Here is an 18,453-nt window from a genome sequence, read left to right as displayed (position 1 = left end):
GCATTAAGGAGAGATCATGAACCTGACACATCGCCACTTCCTGAAGCTGCTGGACTTTACCCCAGAGGAGATCGCCAGCCTGATCGCGCTGGCGATCCAGCTCAAGCAGGAGAAACAGCAGGGCACCGAATGGCCACGGCTGAGCGGGAAAAACATCGCCCTGATCTTTGAGAAAGCCTCCACCCGCACCCGTTGCGCCTTTGAGGTCGCGGCCTTTGATCAGGGCGCGAGTGTGACCTACCTCGGCCCCAGCGGATCGCAGATTGGCCACAAGGAGTCGATGAAGGACACCGCCCGCGTGCTGGGCCGCATGTATGACGCCATTGAGTACCGCGGCTTTGGGCAGGCGGTGGTGGAGGAGCTGGCCGCCTACGCGGGCGTGCCGGTCTGGAACGGCCTGACCGACGAGTTCCACCCGACGCAGATCCTCGCTGACCTGATGACCATGCAGGAGCACTGCCCGCACAAGCCGTTGAATCAAGTGGCGTTCGCCTATCTCGGGGATGCCCGCAACAACATGGGCAACTCGCTGCTGGTGGGGGCGGCCAAGATGGGCATGGAGATCCGGCTGGTGGCTCCGGCGGCGTTCTGGCCCGACGCCGGGCTGGTGGCGCAGTGCCGCGAGATCGCCGCCCGCACCGGCGCGCGCATCCTCCTGACCGAACAGGTGGAGGAGGGGGTGGCGGGCGTCGATTTCCTCTACACCGATGTCTGGGTGTCAATGGGCGAGCCGCAATCCGCCTGGGCGGAGCGCATCAGCCTGATGAAACCCTACCAGGTGAACGCTGCCCTACTGGCGGCCACCGGCAACCCGGCGGTGAAGTTCATGCACTGCCTGCCAGCGCTGCACAACGCCGACACCCGGCTGGGGCGCGAGATCGAACTGGCCCACGGGCTGGCGGGGCTGGAGGTGACCGAGGAGGTGTTCGAGTCTGACCACGCCATCGTGTTCGATGAGGCGGAGAACCGTATGCACACCATCAAGGCGGTCATGGTCGCCACGCTGGCGGGCTGAGCAACTGGCCAGCGTGCACGGCACGCTGGCCTGACGAGAGGGCATCCCATGAAAAAATTCACCTTTCCTTCCGCCTACACCATCCTGTTTGCGCTGATTGCCTTGATCGCCGCGCTGACCTGGGTGGTGCCCGCCGGGCAGTACCGGATGGCGATGAACGCCGATCTGGGCAAGGAGGTGCCGGTCGCTGGCACCTACCAGCCAGCAGAGGCGCAACCGCAGGGCGTGGTGGACGTGCTGTTGGCGCCCATCGACGGCCTCTACGACCACAAAACCAACGAGGCGCGGGCGATCGACGTCTCGCTGTTTATCCTGATCATCGGCGGCTTTTTGGGGATCGTCGGTGAGACCGGCGCGATCGACGCGGGCATCGCGCGCGCGATGGCGCTGCTGCACGGCAAGGAGGTCTGGATGATCCCGATCCTGATGGGGCTGTTCGCGGCGGGCGGCACCATCTACGGCATGGCGGAGGAGTCACTGCCGTTCTACACCCTGCTGGTGCCGGTGATGATCGCCGCAGGCTTTGACCCAGTGGTCGCCGCCGCCACCGTGCTGCTCGGCGCGGGGATCGGCACGCTCGGCTCCACCATCAACCCCTTCGCCACGGTGATCGCCGCCAACGCTGCCGGGGTGCCGTTCACCACCGGCATCGGCCTGCGCCTGCTGGTGCTGCTGGCGGGCTGGGCAGCGTGCGTGCTCTACGTGATGCGCTATGCCCAACGGGTGCGGCGCGATCCCGCCAATTCGCTGCTGGCGGACAAGTGGGAGGAGAACCGCGCCCACTTCCTCAGCCAGCGGCCAGAGGGGACGCTGGCCTTCACGCCGGTACGCAAAATGGTGCTGACGCTGTTCGCCATCGTCTTTGCCGTGATGATCTACGGCGTGGCGGTGCGCGGCTGGTGGATGGCGGAGATCTCGGCGCTGTTTTTGGCGGCCTCGATCTTTGCCGGGCTGCTGGCGCGCATGGGGGAGGAGGCGTTGACCCGCGCCTTTATCAACGGCGCGCGCGATCTGCTGGGCGTGGCGCTGATCATCGGCATCGCACGCGGCATTGTGGTGGTGATGGACAACGGCATGATCACCCACACCATCCTGAACTATGCCGAGGGGCTGGTGACCGGGCTGTCGAGCGTGGTGTTCATCAACACCACCTTCTGGCTGGAGGGGCTGCTCTCCTTCCTGGTGCCCTCCTCATCGGGGCTGGCGGTGCTGACCATGCCGATCATGGCCCCGCTGGCGGACTTTGCGCAGGTGCCGCGCGATCTGGTGGTCACCGCCTACCAGTCGGCCTCCGGGCTGGTCAACCTGATCACCCCCACCTCGGCGGTGGTGATGGGCGGGCTGGCGATCGCCCGCATCCCCTATGCGCGCTGGCTGCGCTGGATCGCGCCGCTGCTGGGCATTTTATTTGTGATGATCACCCTGATCCTGAGCGTCGGCGCGCTGTTCTGACGCCGGGTGGCACCCTCCCTGCACGGACACAGGCCATGACAAAGCGATCTGACACGCTCGACAAAGAGCAAAAACAGCTGGCGCTCTGCCGGCAGTTGATCACCGGCAACGCCTTCCGCTCGCAGGAGGCGCTCCGCCGCGCCCTGAAACAGCACGGCTACCGGCACATCAGCCAGTCCACGGTGTCGCGGCTGCTCGGCCTGCTGGGCGTCACCAAGGCGCGCAACGCCAAGGGCGAGCGCACCTACATCCTTACCGCACCGGCTCAGGCGGAGCCGCACGCCGCCTGCCCGCTGGCCGAGATGGTGCTGGGCATCGAGGCCAATCAGGAGTTCATCCTGATCCAGACCGTGACGGGCTATGGCCGGGCGGTGGGGCGGTTGATCGATCACCACGCCCTGCCCGGCGTGCTGGGGGTGGTGGCCGGCAGCAGCACGGTGTGGGTCGCGCCGCGCAGCCGCGACACGCTAACGCAGACCCGCCAGCAGCTCAGCCGCCTGCTGATGACGGGGTGATCCGCGCCGGGGCGGCCTCTTTCCCCCTGTTTCGCTCTTTTCCCATTTCTCCTGTGACGTGAAGGCCGTAGAATGCGCGGTTTCCATTGGCGGCAGCGTCAGGGCCGGGCGTGTGGATGGCCCTGCCTGACGCGACACACGTTGTAGCGAGATCCTGATGATCCTGATTATTTACGCCCACCCCTATCCCCACCACTCCCACGCCAACAAACGGATGATCCAGGCGGCCGGTGAGCTGGATGGCGTGGAGGTGAGATCGCTCTACGATCTCTACCCCGACTTCACCATCAATGTCCGTGCCGAGCAGCAGGCGCTGAGCCGTGCCTCGCTGGTGGTGTGGCAACACCCGATGCAGTGGTATAGCATGCCGCCGCTGCTCAAGCTCTGGTTTGACAAAGTGCTGGAGCATGGCTGGGCCTACGGGCAGGGGGGCGACGCCCTGCATGGCAAACAGGCGCTGTGGGCCGTGACCACCGGCGGCGACCAGCCGCACTTCAAGCTGGGCGACTTCCCGCACTTTGACGCGCTGGCGCAGCCGTTGCAGGCGACCGCCCTCTACTGCGGCATGGCGTGGCAGCCGCCGTTCGTGCTGCATGGCACCTTTAGCTGTGATGCGGCGACCCTGGAGGCGGCAGCGGCACGCTACCGGGCACAACTGGCGGGCTATCTGGCCGCCACCCTTGAGGCCGCGGCGAACGGAGGTGAGCATGGATAACCACGCGATGATGATTGAGGGGCTGATCTACCTCGGCTCTGCGGCGCTGATCGTGCCGATTGCCGTGCGCTTTGGCCTCGGCTCGGTGCTCGGCTACCTGATCGCTGGCTGTTTGATTGGGCCGTGGGGGCTACGGCTGGTGGCCGATGCCGAATCGATTTTGACCTTCGCCGAAATCGGCGTGGTGCTGATGCTGTTTATCATCGGTTTGGAGCTGGATCCGAAACGGCTGTGGAACCTGCGCGCCGCGGTGTTCGGCGGCGGCGGCTTGCAGATGGCTGGCTGTGGGGTGCTGCTCAGCGCCTTCTGCTACGTGCTCGGCCTGAGTTGGCAGGTGGCGGCGCTGATTGGCCTGACGCTGTCGCTCTCCTCCACCGCCATCGCCATGCAGGCGATGAGCGAACGTAACCTGACCTCGACGCCGGTGGGCAACAGCGCCTTTGCCGCGCTGCTGTTCCAGGACATCGCCGCCATTCCGCTGGTGGCGATGATCCCGCTGCTGGCGAGCACCGGCGGCGGCACCACCCTCAGTACCTTTGCGCTCTCCGCTGGCAAAATGGTGCTGGCGTTGGCGCTGGTGGTGCTGCTTGGCCGCTACGTCACCCGCCCGCTGCTGCGCTTTGTTGCCAAGTCCGGGATGCGTGAGGTGTTCAGCGCCGTGGCACTGTTTTTGGTGTTCGGCTTTGGCGTGCTGCTGGAGATGGCCGGGCTGTCGATGGCGATGGGCGCGTTCCTCGCTGGCGTGCTGCTCGCCAGTTCCGAGTACCGCCACGCGCTGGAGAGCGATATCCAACCCTTCAAGGGGCTGCTGCTGGGGCTGTTCTTCATTGGCGTCGGCATGTCGATCGACTTCGGTACGCTGGTGAACAACCCGTTGCTGATCCTCACCCTGCTGGGCGGCTTTATGCTGCTGAAGGGGGCGCTGCTGTGGCTGCTGGCCCCAATGCTGCACGTGCCACGCGCCCAGCGTGGGCTGTTCGCCATCCTGCTCGGGCAGGGCAGTGAGTTCGCCTTTGTGGTGTTCAGCACTGCCCAGAACGCTGGCGTGCTGCCGGTCGAGTGGTCGAAGGCGCTGACGCTGGCGGTGGCGCTGTCAATGGCGGTGACACCGCTGCTGCTGGTGCTGTCCAAGCGCTTCGAGAAGGCGGCACCCGCCAATTCACGCCCAGATGACACCATTGATGAGCACGCCAGCGTGATCGTCGCGGGCTTCGGCCGCTTTGGCCAGATCACCGGCCGTCTGCTGCTGTCGAACGGCATCAACGCGGTGGTTCTGGACAACGACCCGGATCACGTGGAGACGCTGCGCAAATTTGGCACCAAGGTGTTCTATGGCGATGTCACGCGCGTGGAGTTGCTGGAGTCCGCGGGCGCGGCGCAGGCCAAAGTGTTGGTCAACGCGCTGGATGACGTGGACGCCAACCTGCAACTGACCGACCTGGCGCGTGAGCACTTCCCGCACCTGAAGATCATCGCCCGCGCGCGTGACGTTGACCACTACTACCAGCTGCGGCTGCGTGGCGTGGAGTCGCCGGAGCGTGAGATGTTTGAAGGCTCGCTACGCACGGCCCGCCGCGCGCTGGAGGCGATCGGCATCGGTGCCTATGAGGCGCGGGAGAAAGCGGACATCTTCCGCGACTACAACCTGAAGATGCTGGAGGAGACGCTGCCGAACTACGAGGATACTGAGTTCCGCATCGCCACCATGCAGCGCGCCAAAACCATGCTGACCGAAGCGATGGCGATGGATCATACCCGCCTGGCGCGGGCGCAGCAGACTGGCTGGCAGGGGCGCTCGGAAGAGGGCGAGATCCCGCAGGAGGAGACGCCGCACCAAGCCTGATGCGGCGCACCGGTGGCCGCGCCCGCGGCCACCTTTTTCTTTACTCCTCAAACGTCCCTTTCACGCACGCCTTGCCGTTCTCCACCAGCCGTTTCCCCTTCGCCCACACCTGATCGATCGCCAGATCCGGCGTCAGCACCAGCAGGTCAGCGTCACGCCCCGGCAGCAGTTCCCCTTTCATGCTTAGCCCCAAGAAGGCCGCCACATTGCAGGTGAAGGGGCAGAGCGCCTCCGCGAGCGTGAAGCCGTGGCACTGCACCAGTTCGCGCAGCGCCTGCGGCAGGGAGGTGAACCCGGCCACGCCGATGCCCTGTAGGTTGCCCTGCTCGTCAAATACCGGCTGGCTGCCGTTGCCATCGGAGCTGATGCTCAGGCGCGCCAGCGGCACATTGGCCGCCACCGCCCGCGCCACCCCTTCGGCGGCGCTGAACGGGGTCTCAATGCCGCTGGTCAGGTCGATGTGGCCGCCCGCGCGCGCGAACTCCAGCGCGGCGGTGAACAGCGTGGTGCTGCGGTTGACGTGGGTCGGCAGCAGCTTGCCGATCGGCACGTCGCTGTCGCGCAGGATTGCCTCGAGCGGGGCCAGCAGGCGCGGGCTGTTGCCGAGGTGGAAGACGCTGACGCCCGCCTTGCCGCCCAGCAGGCCACCGACCCGCGCCTGCGCCGCCAGATTGGCCAGCGCCGCCGGGGCCGGGGCCGCGGAGCGGTGGTCGGAGATGGCGCACTTCACGCCGATCACCTTGTCAATCAGCGCCACGTCGCGCTCGACGCTGCCGGTAATGGTGGGCGAGGGAATGCCGTAGGCCCCGGTCAGCATCCAGGCGCTGATCCCCTCGCTCTCCAGCGCCCGCACCTTGGCCAGCAGCGACTCCGGGTGGCGCGTCACGCTGTCGGTGCCCAGCAGCCCCACCACGCTGGTGATGCCTGCCTCCACCAGCCGCGACAGCCGCACCTCCGGCGTGCGGGTGTGCGGGCCAGCCTCGCCGCCGCCGCCAATCAGGTGGACGTGCTGGTCAATCAGGCCGGGACAGAGGCAGTGGCCCGCCAGATCCACCACCTCACAGCCGGGCAGTGACTCCGGCGCGATGTGCGGGGCGAGGGCCACAATTTTGCCGGCGATCACCAGCAGATCCTGCCGTCCGAGCGCCTGCGGGGTATAGACATTGGCACCGCGCAGCAACACGCCGCCAACCATTGAGAGATCCATCATTTTTATCTCCTTACACCAGAGCCTGCATCACCCAGATGGAGAGCAGGGCGTTGATCACACAGACCGCCAGAATCAGCGGGTAGTAGCGCGGGTGCACCCCAGCGGTGCCGAGGCAGCGGCCGACGTTCTGTACCGGGTTGCCCATCAGGTAGATGGCGGGCAGCAGCACGGTGGCGTGGTGGCCGTTGAGCGCCCCCTCCAGCACCAAGCTGGCACAGACGCCGACCGCGCCGCCCATGCTCATCAGCGCCGCCAGCAGCACCGTCGCCGCCTCGCCCGGCAGCCCCCACAGCGCCATTACCGGCTGGCAAATCCGGCCGACCCACTCCAGCAGGCCGGTCACCTTCAGTGCCTGAATGATGACGAACGCCATCACCACGTTCGGCAGCAGGTTGGTGGTGGCGATGGTAAAGCCGCGCCGCGCGCCGTCGATAAACATCTCCATCACATTTTTGCGTTGCGTCACCATCTTATTGCTCCTGTGCCCGGCGGCTTTCCAGCGCGAAGATCCAGACGCGTAACAGATTCGCGCCAATGAATTTGAACAGCAGAATCACCGCCAGCGGGGTGATCACCGGCACGGTGATGACGCTGAACAGCGCCGCCGCCGAGGAGAAGTAGTTGGTGATGATGGCGCTGCCGCTGGTCTGGTAAGTGGCGAAGATTGCCCGCTCCTGTTCGGTGATCACCTTCGACTCCGCCAGCTCCTTGGTCATGCCGGCGGCGGCGTCGGTGTTCTGTAAGTTGGCGATCAACGCCAGCGAGCAGATACCCGGCACGCCGAGCAGCGGGCGCAGGACGGGCGTCATCAGTTGCTGCGCGGCGCGCAGGCCACCCAGCCCCTCGGTGATGGCGATCAGGCCCAGCGAGAGGATCACTGAGGGCGCTAGCTCGAGGGCGAACAGGAAGCCATCTTTCGCGCCGCTGCCGCCGCTGCCGCGGAAGGAGGTGACGGTATCGCCCGGCGCATTGAGCGTGCCGAACGCGCCATTCAGCACGGTGAAGTCCAGCACCCGCCACCAGCCGCTGCTGCTGGAGAAGAGGCCGGAGAAGAGCAGGATGGTGATAAAGAAGGCGAGGTAGCCGGTGATGCCGACCCGCTCTGTTGCGTGAGGTGTCTCTGTTTTCATTATTATTCCTGTCAGTCGTCAATAGCGGCCTGCCGGATGCAGGCCAAAACGGACGATAAAACAACAGGCTGAATCAGGAAGGCGGACAGGATCAAAGAAAGGGCAGGGGATGCGTTAGCGGGGCTTAATCATGATTTAACGAGTGGCATAAAAAAAGCGGGCCGTAGCCCGCTCTGGATCAGGGGGCGATCAGCTCAACGCCACCTTGATCCCCAGTGCGATCAGCACGCCGCCCAGCAGGCGGTCAACGATCTTCTGCGCCTTCGCCAGTCCGCGCCGTACCGGCTCGCTCTGGAACAGGATCACCAGCAGCGGCCACCAGACCACCGACAGGCTGAGGATGATACCGGCGTACCACAGCTTCTCGCCGATGCTGGAGTTGACCTGCAACACCTGGGTAAAGACCGCCAGAAAGAACAGCGTCGCCTTCGGGTTCAGCAGGTTGCAGAGGTAGCCCTGCAAGAAGGCCGCCTTCAGGCTGACGCTCTGCGGGGTGAGCTGGCTGAGGTTCATTTTGCTGTCGCCACGCGCGCGTAGCGCCTGAATGCCGACCCAGATCAGGTAGGCCGCGCCAGCGTATTTCAGCACGTTGAACAGCCAGGGGGTGGTGGTGATCACCACCGCCAGCCCGGCGACGCAGTAGGACATATGGGTCGCCACGCCACAGATGACGCCCAGCGCGGTGAACATCGCCGCCGCACGCGGGTAGCGCGCCGCGTTCTTGATCACCAAAAAGAAGTCCGGGCCGGGCGACAACATGCCCAGCGCCGCGATGGTCGCGACAAACAGAGAGGTTTCTAACATCGTATACAGGCCGAGGAGGAAAAAAGGGAATGATAGCCTCACGGCGGGAAATTCGCACCACGCTTATGGATGATTGGCACGCCGGGCCGCTGTTACTGCTGCTTTACTAACCCCTTCGGGGTAGGAAGTGCGATCTTGTACTGGCTTTTTTCCACTTTGCGGGCAGGAAACATGCGGGCAGGCCACTATTTGTGGCGAAATACGCGGTAAAATGGCGGCTTCGCTAAGAGCTGTCTCATAAATTTGTTGGGAACCGCTGACGCTATCGACGGCTGTTGGCCCTTTCCGTATAGTGACAGCACTTTTCGGTACTACACTTTCCGACGACAACACACTCCGACGACACAAGGTTTAACAATGATTATCAGCCTGATCGCTGCACTGGCGGTGGATCGCGTTATTGGCATGGAAAATGCCATGCCGTGGCATTTACCGGCTGACTTGGCGTGGTTCAAGCGTAACACGCTCAATAAACCGGTAATTATGGGACGCAAGACATTTGAGTCTATTGGACGCCCGCTGCCGGGACGCCACAATATTGTTATCAGCAGCCACCCCGGCGACCACGATGGCGTCACCTGGGCCACCTCCGTCGAGGCTGCGCTGGCCGAGGCTGGCGACGCCGCCGAGGTGATGGTGATTGGCGGTGGTCGGGTCTATGACCAGTTCCTGCCGCGTGCTGACCGCCTCTACCTGACGCACATTGATGCCGAAGTGGAGGGGGATACCCACTTCCCGGACTACGAGCCGGATGAGTGGGAGAGCCAGTTCAGCGAATTCCACGATGCGGATGACAACAACTCCCACAGTTACTGTTTCGAAATCCTCGACCGCCGTCGTTAATCTTGCTGGCGGCGCGCCCGGCTGGCGCGCCGTTTTTCCACCTCTCGCCATTAAATTGTAACAAACCTGAAACACTCTCTGTTTAGACTGGCCCGCATCGTTGGCAGCCGGCAGCCTCCTGCCGCTCGCAAATAAGAAAAGGGAAACAGCATGAGTGAAAAAATTGAACTGAATGCCGACCGCCTGATGAATCCAACCCGCCGCAAATTATTGCTGGGAAGCGCGGGGATGGTGGGTCTGGCGGGCTTCCTGGGCGGCATTGGCACCTTCCCGCGTGACGTCTGGGCGGCAGAGGGCACGGGCACCAACGGCAGCAAGCTACTGGGCTTCAAGGGCATTGCCGCCTCCACCGAGGACAAGGTGGTGCTGGCCGAGGGCTACCGGTCGGACGTGCTGATCTCCTGGGGCGACCCGCTGCACGCGGGCGCGCCAGCCTTCGATCCGAATGGCGGCAACAGCGCGGCGGATCAGGAGCAGCAGTTCGGCGACAACAACGATGGCATGAGCTTCTTCCCGCTGGATGACAACCGTGGCGTGATGGCCATCAACAACGAATATGTCAACGAGCCATACCTGTTCGCCCACGGCGGCAAAAAGGCCACCAGCCTGGAGGATGTGCGCAAGTCGCAGGCGGCGCATGGCGTCTCGGTGCTGGAAGTGCGCCGCGTCGCCGGTTCTCCGCGCTGGGAGCGCGTCACCGACTCGCGCTACAACCGCCGCATCACCGCCAACACGCCGATGACCTTCAGCGGCCCGGCGGCGGGCAACGCGCTGCTGCAAACCGCCGCTGACCCAACCGGCACCCGCGTGCTCGGCACCTTCGGCAACTGCGCCAACGGCAAAACCCCGTGGGGCACCTACCTCACCTGTGAAGAGAACTTCGACACCTACTTCGGCACCAAACAGGCGGGCTTTGCCACCACCGCTGACCAGAAGCGCTATACCTTGAAGCCAGAGGATCCAGAGCGCAACTGGCCGGACTACGACCCGCGCTTTGACGTGGCGAAAAACCCGAACGAGTTCAACCGCTTTGGCTGGATCGTCGAGATCGACCCGATGAACCCGGACTCCACGCCAATCAAGCGCACCGCGCTGGGCCGCTTCAAACATGAGAATGCCGCCGTTACCGTCGCCGAAGATGGCCGGTTGGTGGTCTACATGGGCGATGACGAGCGCGGCGAGCACATCTACAAATTCGTCTCCAACGGCAAGGTGGACAGCGCCAACCCGGCCAACAACCGCACACTGCTGGATGAGGGCACGCTCTACGCCGCGCAGTTCAATGGCGACGCCAATGGCACGCCGTTGAAGGGCACCGGCAAGTGGCTGCCGCTGCGCTTTGGTGAGAATGGCCTGACGCCGGAGAATGGTTTCCAGAACGCGGCCGAGGTGCTGATCTTCGCCCGCAAGGCGGCGGCACAGGTGGGCGCGACCAAGATGGATCGCCCGGAGTGGATCGCCGTCAACCCGCATGATGGCCGCGCCTACTGCACCCTGACCAACAACAGCAAACGTGGCGACGAGGGGATGCCGCTCAACGCCGCCAACCCGCGCCCGGACAACATCTACGGCCAGATCATCCGCTGGGATGAGGGCGGCGACGCCACCGCCGAGAGCTTCAGTTGGGACATGTACGCGCTGTGCGGCAACCCGATCGCCCACCCGCAGGGCGTCAACCGCGGCACGCCGAACATCACGGCGGAGAACACCTTCAACAGCCCGGATGGGCTGGGCTTCGACCACGATGGCCGCCTGTGGATCCTGACCGACGGCAAGTACACCAACAGCGGTGACTATCAGGGGCAGGGCAATAACCAGATGCTGGTGGGCGACCCGCAGAGCGGCGAGATCCGCCGCTTCCTGGTGGGGCCGAAGTCCTGCGAATTGACCGGCGTGGCCTTCACCCCGGACTACCGCACGCTGTTCGTCAACATCCAGCACCCCGGCGAGGAGGGCGACTCCCACTTCCCGGACAACAGCCCGCGCCCGCGCTCTTCGGTACTGATGATCACCCGTGAGGATGGCGGCATCATCGGCGCCTGACGCGCGCCATAAAAAAGGCCGCCGGGCGAGATGCCGGGCGGCCTTTTTATTGGTGGCGGATCAGGAGGCCTTGGGGGCCTCGGTCTCCGCCATGTCATGCTGGCGGTTGGAGGGCTGGGTGAAGTACGCCTTATCCTCCCAGCGCAGCAGCGTCAGTTCGCCACCCCAGCAGCAGCCGGTGTCGAGGGCATAGATGCCCTCCGGCGCGCCACGCCCCTCCAGTGAGGCCCAGTGGCCAAAGATGATGGCGTAACCCTGCTCCGCCACCGGGTTAGGCAGCGCAAACCACGGCTTGAGCGGCGCGGGTGCGTGCTCCGGCATGTCCTTGCAGATCATGTCGAGCTGGCCGTTGGGGAAGCAGTAGCGCATCCGCGTCAGCGCGTTGGTGCTAAAGCGCAGGCGCGCCAGCCCGGACAGTTCCGGCAGCCAGTTGTTGGGCATGTCGCCATACATGGCGTCGAGGAACAGCGGGTAGCTGTCACTGCTCAGCACCGCCTCCACCTCACGCGCGCAGAGTTGGGCGGTCGCCAGATCCCACTGTGGCGTAATGCCAGCGTGGGCCATCACCAGCCGCTTCTCCTCATCCACCTGCAACACCGGTTGGCGGCGCAGCCAGTTGATCAGCTCATCGGCATCCTCCGCCTCCAGCAGCGGCGTGATGCGATCCTTGGGTTTGTTGCGGCTGATGCCAGCGTAGACCGCCAGCAGGTGCAGGTCATGGTTGCCCAGCACCATCCGCACCGCCGGGCCGAGCGAGCGCACGTAGCGCAGCACGTCCAGCGAAGCCGGGCCGCGCGCCACCAGATCGCCGGTCAGCCACAGGGTGTCAGTAGCCGGATCGAAATTGACCTGCGCCAGCAACGCGCGCAGCTCCTCATAGCAGCCGTGGATATCGCCTATCAGATATGTCGACATAACTCAGTTAATCATGGTTGGAATGGCAAGGCGGAAGGCGGGAATGGCGACACGGAAGGGCGCTCCCTGCTCATCAATCATCTCATAGTGGCCCTGCATGGCGCCGAGCGGCGTCTCCAGCACGGCACCACTGGTGTACTGGAACTCGCCGCCGGGCAGGATGTGCGGCTGCTCGCCGACCACCCCCTCGCCCTGGACCTCCATTTCACGCCCATTGGCGTCGGTGATCAGCCAGTAGCGGCGCAGCAGCTGTACCGGATGCCGCCCCAGGTTGCGGATCGAGATGGTATAAGCAAAGACATAGCGGTTCTCGTCGGGCAACGACTGGGACTCAATGTAAACGCTCTGTACCTGTACGCAAACGCGGGGCGACTCAATCATTACAGCGACTCCTGTGGTTCCTGCTGCTGATGCGGCGGATTGGCGGAGAGCCAGTTTGCCAGCGCGCAATACTGCGCCACGGTAATGTTCTCCGCCCGCAGGCCGGGGTTGATGCCCAGTTCGGTCAGCTGCTCTGGGGTGAACAGGTGGCCGAGGCTGTTACGGATGGTCTTGCGGCGCTGGTTGAACGCCTCGGTGGTGATGCGGCTCAACATGCGCACGTCGCCGACCGGGTAGGGCAGCTCGGTGTGCGGCACCAGACGCACCACGGCGGAGTCCACTTTCGGCGGCGGGGTAAAGGCCGTCGGCGGCACTTCCAGCACCGGGATAACCTTGCAGTAGTACTGCGCCATCACGGTCAGGCGGCCATAGGCCTTGCTGTTCGGCCCGGCCACCAGACGGTTGACCACCTCTTTCTGCAACATGAAGTGCATGTCGCGGATCGCCTGAGTATAGCTGAAAAGATGGAACATCAACGGGGTAGAGATGTTATACGGCAAATTGCCGAACACCCGCAGCGGCTGGCCTGCCTGCTCCGCCAGCTCGGCGAAGTTGACGGTCATGGCGTCCTGCTGGTGGATGGTGAGCTTGTCCTTCAGCGTCGGGTGCACTTCCAGCCGGGCCGCCAAATCGCGGTCCAGCTCGATCACGGTCATTTTGTCCATGCGTGCGCCGACCGGCTCGGTCAGTGCGCCGAGGCCGGGGCCGATTTCAACCACCGCCTCGCCCGGTTGCGGGTGGATGGCGGAGACAATGCTGTCGATGACAAACTGATCGTTTAAGAAGTTTTGTCCAAAACGTTTGCGGGCAAAGTGCCCTTGGTGGACTCGATTATTCATTACTGTTGGTTATCATTTTAATGGCGAGATGTAAGGCCGTCTTGAAGCTCCCGGCGTCGGCAGTGCCGCTGCCAGCCAGCTCCAGGGCGGTACCATGGTCTACTGAAGTTCGGATAAAGGGCAGGCCCAGGGTGATGTTCACCGCCCGGCCGAACCCCTGGTATTTTAGCACCGGCAGCCCCTGATCGTGATACATCGCCAGCACGGCATCCGCATGTTGCAGATATTTCGGCTGGAACAGCGTATCGGCGGGCAGTGGCCCAATCAGGTTGATGCCGCGCTGGCGCAGTGCCTCCAGCGCCGGGCCGATGGTGTCGATCTCCTCGCGCCCCATGTGGCCGCCCTCCCCGGCGTGGGGGTTCAGCCCACAGACGTAGATCTGCGGCTGGGCGATGCCAAATTTGCTGCGCAGGTCGGCGTCGAGGATGGTGATCACCTCATCCAGACTCTGGCGGGTGATGGCGTCCGACACCTCCTTCAACGGCAGGTGGGTGGTGGCCAGCGCCACGCGCAGCTCCTCGGTGGCGAGCATCATCACCACCCGGTCGCAGCCGCTGCGATCAGCGAAGAACTCGGTGTGGCCGCTGAAGGGCACGCCAGCGTCATTGATCACGCCTTTGTGCACCGGGCCGGTGATCAGCGCCGAGAAGTGGCCCGCGAGGCAGCCATCGCAGGCGCGCGCCAGCGTCTCGACCACGTAGGCGCTGTTGGCAGCGTCCAGCTGGCCAGCGTGCGCCGGCGCGGCCAGTGCCACCGGCAGCACCGACAGGGTGCCGGCCGGGGCGGGCGTGGAGGGCCGCCCCGGCTGGTAGTCGCGCAGCGTCAACGGCAGGCCAAGCTGCGCGGCACGCTGAGACAACAAAGCCGGATCGGCGCAAGCCACCAGCTCAACAGGCCATGCCTGCTGAGCCAGGGCAACCACCAGATCCGGCCCAATCCCGGCGGGTTCGCCGGGAGTGATCACCACAGGATTAAGGTTGTGCATTGCCATCCAGAATTTTCACGTAGGCCGCGGCGCGCTGCTCCTGCATCCAGGTCTGCGCTTCTTCGGCGAACTTGCGGTTGAACAGCATACGGTAGGCCCGATCTTTCTGGGCGGCGTCTGTCTTGTCCACCTGGCGTGTATCCAGCAGCTGGATCAGGTGCCAGCCAAAGGCGGAGTGCACCGGCTGGCTCACTTCACCCTTGCGCAGCTTCAGCAGCGCATCGCGGAACGCCGGATCGTACATGTCCGGGGAGGCCCAGCCAAGATCGCCGCCCTGCATGGCAGAACCCGGATCCTGGGAGAGCTGTTTCGCCAGAGTGGCGAAGTCCGACTGGCCACTCTTGATCTGGTTGGCCGCGTCCTCAAGTTTGGCGCGCGCCTGATCGTCGGTCAGCACCACGGAGGTCTTCAGCAGGATGTGGCGGGCGTGCACCTCAGTGACGGAGACGGTCTGGTTGTTGCCGCGGATGTCATTGACGCGCAGGATATGGAAGCCAACGCCGGAGCGGATTGGCCCTACCACCTGGCCCTTCTGGGCACTTTGCAGGCGCTCGGCGAACAGGGTCGGCAGCTCTTGCAGTTTGCCCCAGCCCATCTGGCCGCCCTTCAGCGCCTGCGGGTCAGCGGAGTAGGTGATCGCCAGCTTGCCGAAGTCGGCGCCGCCATTGATCTCGGCCACCAGCTTGCGTGCCAGCTCTTCAGCCTGATCCACCTGATCCTGCGACGGGTTCTCCGGCAGCGGGATCAGGATGTGGCTCAGGTTGAATTCGGCGTCGTTGCCGTTCTGTGCGCCAATCTGCTTCGCCAGCGAATCGACTTCCTGCGGCAGAATGGTGACGCGACGGCGCACTTCATTGTTGCGCACTTCGGAGATCAGCATCTCCTTGCGGATCTGGCTGCGGTAGGTGCCGTAGTCCAGCCCCTCGTAGGCCAGACGGCTGCGCATCTGGTCAACGCTCATGCGGTTCTGGGCAGCGATGTTAGCGATCGCCTTGTCCACGTCAGCATCCGTGAGGGTGATGCCCATCTTCTGCGCCATCTGCAACTGGATGTTGTCCATGATCAGACGCTCCAGGATCTGGTGGCGCAGGGTGTTGTCGTCCGGCAGCTGCTGGCCAGCCTGCTGCGCGTTCAGCTTCACCGACTGCATCAGGCCGTTCACATCACTCTCCAGTACGACGCCGTTATCCACGACGGCGGCGACCTTATCAACTTCCTGCGGTGCTGCGAACGCGGTATTGGCACAGATCACCAATCCGAGAATAAGCGTTCTCCAGTTCTTCATACCTTTTCCATTTTTTGTCATCCGCATAGCGGGTTAAAGTTTACACATCAAGCAGTTGCACTTAATCAGAATGCACGCTGGTAAGGGAGGATACCCTGTCTTAGCATCTCCTGTGTGCCGAGCGAATGGTTGCTGCTCAGGCCGCGCAACTCAATATTAAATGACACCCTGTTATCGTATTTGCTCGACTGGGACGTGTTGTCCCACTCAGTGATTTTACGCTCATACCCAAGGTTGATCGCCCAGCAGCAGGTGCTGTACTGCACACCAATCAGCTGGTCGGCCGGTTGTTTGGCCTCAACATCATAGTAGTAAGCGCCGACGACGGCCCAGCGATTGGCAATCGGCCAGCTCGCGGTGATGCCCGCCTGCGAGATGCCCTGCTGGTAGCCGGGGTTCTGCACGGTGGGCAGCGTCGCCTGGATATACTCCGGGCTGGCGTAACGGTAGTTCAGCTGCACCATGCGCTCGGCGTCCTTGCGGTACTCCAGCACCGCGTCGCCCAGCGCCAGCGCGTCCAGGCGGGTGTCATACTGTACCCCGCCGCGCACGCCCCAGTTGTTGCTGATCTTCCAGTAGGTATCGCCCGCCCACACCAGACTGCCGGTGTCATCATCTTCATCCAGCGACGAGTTCGGATCGCCGGTACGCGGCTGGGTGAAGTAGTAGATTTGACCCGCAGAAACGTTAAAACGTTCAACCAGCGCATCATCATAAATGCGCGAGGTCAAACCGGCGGCCACCTGGTTGGCGGAGGCGATGCGATCCAGGCCGCTGTAGCTGCGGTCGCGGAACAGGCCGGTGTAGTCCGACTGCAACAGGGTGGAGTCGTAGGTGTAGATGTTGCTCTGGTCGCGGTACGGGATGTAGAGGTACTGCGCGCGCGGTTCCAGCGTCTGGGTGTAGCCCTCCGCCCAGGTCATGTTGCGGTCAAACACCATCTTGCCGTCGGTCTTGAACTCCGGGATGGTGCGGTTGACGTTGTCCTTCAGCGCTAAGTTGCGGTTGGCGTTGAACTCGTCCGGCACATCCTGCTGGTAGTGGGTCGCCAGCAGCTTCACTTCGGTGTTCAGGCTGCCCCAGCGGTTGGCCAGCGGCAGGTTGACGGTCGGCTCCAGGTGCAGACGGGTCGCCTCCGGGTTGTCCGGGTTGACGCTGGTGAAGCGCGCGGCCTGCCCATAGACGTTGAAGTCAAACGGGCCAAGGTCATTCTGGTAGTAGTGGATGTCGAGCTGCGGCTGCGCGCGGTAGGCGTTGGCATTGCCTGCGTCGGCGAAGACCTGGAACTGTTTCGACGCCAGCGTCACATCCCAGTTGGCATCGGCGTAGCCGACGCTGAATTTCTGTGTGGCGTAGCCGTCGGTGGTGGAGCCGTACTCCGAGTCGAGATCGGTGAAGTATTGGGAGTCGCTCACCTTGGTGTAGTCGACGTTGAAGCGCCACACCTGATCCATCACGCCGCTGTGGCGCCAGTAGAAGAGCCAGCGGGTGGAGTCGTCATCCTGCGGATAGTCGTCGCGGTACTCTTTGTCGCTTGGCAGCCAATCGAACTCGATGTTGCCAGCGCCCGGCGCGGTCAGGTAGCGGAACTCGTTCTGGAACTGCATTCCCCGCTTGCTGATGTAGTGCGGCGTCAGCGTGGCGTCAAAGTTGGGCGCGATGTTCCAGTAGTACGGCAGCATGAATTCGAAGCCGTTGTGGCTGCCGAATTTGGCGTTCGGGATCAGGAAGCCCGAGCGGCGGCGGTCGCCCACCGGCAGTTGCAGGTAGGGGCTGTAGAACACCGGCACCGGCCCAATCTTGAAGCGGGCGTTCCAGATCTCGGCCACCTGCTCCTCGCGGTCGTGGATCACCTCGGAACCGACCACGCTCCAGCTGTTGTCGCCCGGCAGGCAGGAGGTGAAGGTGCCGTTGTCGAGGATGGTGTAGCGGTTGTTGCCGCGCATCTTCATCTTATCGGCATCGCCGCGCCCCTGACGGCCTACCATCTGGTAGTCGCCCTGATCGACGTCAGTATCTTTGGTGTTCAGGTTGGAGAAGGCGCGCGGCCCCTTCAGCTTGATCTGGTTGTCGTCGTAGTGGACGTTGCCGGTCGCGGTCACAGTGCGCACCGGCTCCGGCTGGTCTTTCACCTGGGTCTGGTCGAGTTGCACCTGATCCGCGGTCAGGGTGCTGTTCCCCTGCTGGATGTTGACGTTGCCAGAGAAGATGGCGTTGTCCGGATAGTTGGCCTCACTCTTGTCAGCCTGAATGTGCACCGGCAGGGTCTCCGGATCGCCATTCACCAGCGGCTTATTGTAGGTGGGAACGCCAAGCATACATTGTTCAGCAAGGTCGGCCATCGCGCCCTGGCTGTAGAGTGCCGTGCCAATCATGGTGGCCAGCAGTGTAGGAAGAGTTTTTTTCATACGCGGTATAGGGTGTTCCGTCATCAGGGGCATCATGCCGGCAAACGGTCAGAGACTATCTCACTCATCT

General features: G+C 63.7%; 17 protein-coding genes. 7 read left to right on the top strand and 10 right to left on the bottom strand.

Translation table 11 applies throughout. The features are described 5' to 3' along the window. The first annotated feature begins 16 nt into the window (after positions 1 to 16). The 5 genes from argF to kefC all read left to right on the top strand — a co-directional run bounded on the left by argF (position 17) and on the right by kefC (position 5,540). A complete protein-coding gene (argF, locus tag C1N62_RS14565; RefSeq protein ID WP_137764307.1) occupies positions 17 to 1,015 on the top strand; it encodes an ornithine carbamoyltransferase in 999 nt (332 codons plus the stop codon). 48 nt (positions 1,016 to 1,063) lie between these two features. Then, positions 1,064 to 2,467 (top strand): YfcC family protein, encoded by a 1,404-nt coding sequence (locus C1N62_RS14560; RefSeq protein ID WP_137764306.1) that lies wholly within the window; start codon positions 1,064 to 1,066, stop codon positions 2,465 to 2,467. A gap of 35 nt (positions 2,468 to 2,502) precedes the next feature. After that, positions 2,503 to 2,982, top strand: coding sequence for an arginine repressor (locus tag C1N62_RS14555; protein WP_137764305.1), 480 nt, complete (start codon positions 2,503 to 2,505; stop codon positions 2,980 to 2,982). 157 nt (positions 2,983 to 3,139) lie between these two features. Then, positions 3,140 to 3,697: a glutathione-regulated potassium-efflux system oxidoreductase KefF gene (gene kefF, locus C1N62_RS14550; protein ID WP_137764304.1), complete on the top strand. Its 558-nt coding sequence runs from the start codon at positions 3,140 to 3,142 to the stop codon at positions 3,695 to 3,697. After that, positions 3,690 to 5,540 (top strand): glutathione-regulated potassium-efflux system protein KefC, encoded by a 1,851-nt coding sequence (gene kefC, locus C1N62_RS14545; protein ID WP_137764303.1) that lies wholly within the window; start codon positions 3,690 to 3,692, stop codon positions 5,538 to 5,540. The genes kefF and kefC overlap by 8 nt, the downstream gene beginning before the upstream one ends. Positions 5,541 to 5,580: 40 nt before the next feature. Here the strand turns inward: kefC and iadA are convergent, their stop codons facing one another. From iadA to C1N62_RS14525, 4 genes are all read right to left on the bottom strand, one after another. Next, positions 5,581 to 6,747 carry a beta-aspartyl-peptidase gene (iadA, locus tag C1N62_RS14540; protein WP_137765027.1) on the bottom strand — a complete coding sequence of 389 codons (1,167 nt, stop codon included), beginning with the start codon at positions 6,745 to 6,747 and terminating at the stop codon, positions 5,581 to 5,583. Between the two features lie 13 nt (positions 6,748 to 6,760). After that, entirely contained in the window at positions 6,761 to 7,219 is a 459-nt protein-coding gene (locus C1N62_RS14535; RefSeq protein ID WP_137764302.1) for a YjiG family protein, read from the bottom strand. A gap of 1 nt (position 7,220) precedes the next feature. Beyond that, positions 7,221 to 7,880 carry a nucleoside recognition domain-containing protein gene (locus tag C1N62_RS14530; protein ID WP_137764301.1) on the bottom strand — a complete coding sequence of 220 codons (660 nt, stop codon included), beginning with the start codon at positions 7,878 to 7,880 and terminating at the stop codon, positions 7,221 to 7,223. Between the two features lie 189 nt (positions 7,881 to 8,069). Beyond that, entirely contained in the window at positions 8,070 to 8,684 is a 615-nt protein-coding gene (locus C1N62_RS14525; protein ID WP_137764300.1) for a LysE family translocator, read from the bottom strand. A gap of 357 nt (positions 8,685 to 9,041) precedes the next feature. Here C1N62_RS14525 and folA point away from each other — a divergent pair, with 357 nt between their 5' ends. Both folA and C1N62_RS14515 read left to right on the top strand, forming a co-directional pair. Then, positions 9,042 to 9,527 carry a type 3 dihydrofolate reductase gene (folA, locus tag C1N62_RS14520; protein ID WP_137764299.1) on the top strand — a complete coding sequence of 162 codons (486 nt, stop codon included), beginning with the start codon at positions 9,042 to 9,044 and terminating at the stop codon, positions 9,525 to 9,527. A gap of 150 nt (positions 9,528 to 9,677) precedes the next feature. Continuing rightward, positions 9,678 to 11,570: a PhoX family phosphatase gene (locus C1N62_RS14515; protein ID WP_137764298.1), complete on the top strand. Its 1,893-nt coding sequence runs from the start codon at positions 9,678 to 9,680 to the stop codon at positions 11,568 to 11,570. Positions 11,571 to 11,630: 60 nt separating this feature from the next. On the opposite strand, the gene apaH is transcribed toward C1N62_RS14515, so the two are convergent. The 6 genes from apaH to lptD all read right to left on the bottom strand — a co-directional run bounded on the left by apaH (position 11,631) and on the right by lptD (position 18,383). Then, positions 11,631 to 12,485 (bottom strand): bis(5'-nucleosyl)-tetraphosphatase (symmetrical) ApaH, encoded by an 855-nt coding sequence (gene apaH, locus C1N62_RS14510; protein ID WP_137764297.1) that lies wholly within the window; start codon positions 12,483 to 12,485, stop codon positions 11,631 to 11,633. Positions 12,486 to 12,488: 3 nt separating this feature from the next. After that, positions 12,489 to 12,866: a Co2+/Mg2+ efflux protein ApaG gene (gene apaG / locus C1N62_RS14505; protein WP_137764296.1), complete on the bottom strand. Its 378-nt coding sequence runs from the start codon at positions 12,864 to 12,866 to the stop codon at positions 12,489 to 12,491. Continuing rightward, a complete protein-coding gene (gene rsmA, locus C1N62_RS14500) occupies positions 12,866 to 13,705 on the bottom strand; it encodes a 16S rRNA (adenine(1518)-N(6)/adenine(1519)-N(6))-dimethyltransferase RsmA (protein WP_137764295.1) in 840 nt (279 codons plus the stop codon). The genes apaG and rsmA overlap by 1 nt, the downstream gene beginning before the upstream one ends. After that, a complete protein-coding gene (gene pdxA, locus C1N62_RS14495; RefSeq protein WP_137764294.1) occupies positions 13,698 to 14,690 on the bottom strand; it encodes a 4-hydroxythreonine-4-phosphate dehydrogenase PdxA in 993 nt (330 codons plus the stop codon). The genes rsmA and pdxA overlap by 8 nt, the downstream gene beginning before the upstream one ends. After that, on the bottom strand, positions 14,677 to 15,975 hold the full coding sequence (gene surA / locus C1N62_RS14490) for a peptidylprolyl isomerase SurA (RefSeq protein WP_137764293.1): 1,299 nt from the start codon (positions 15,973 to 15,975) through the stop codon (positions 14,677 to 14,679). The genes pdxA and surA overlap by 14 nt, the downstream gene beginning before the upstream one ends. Before the next feature lie 65 nt (positions 15,976 to 16,040). After that, positions 16,041 to 18,383, bottom strand: coding sequence for an LPS assembly protein LptD (gene lptD / locus C1N62_RS14485; RefSeq protein ID WP_137764292.1), 2,343 nt, complete (start codon positions 18,381 to 18,383; stop codon positions 16,041 to 16,043). Positions 18,384 to 18,453: the final 70 nt, after the last annotated feature.

Origin of the sequence: Nissabacter sp. SGAir0207 (genome assembly GCF_005491205.1) — a bacterium.
Lineage (GTDB): Bacteria > Pseudomonadota > Gammaproteobacteria > Enterobacterales > Enterobacteriaceae > Chimaeribacter.
The sequence above is the reverse complement of the archived record's forward strand: the minus strand, read 5'-3'. Positions and strand labels throughout refer to the sequence as shown.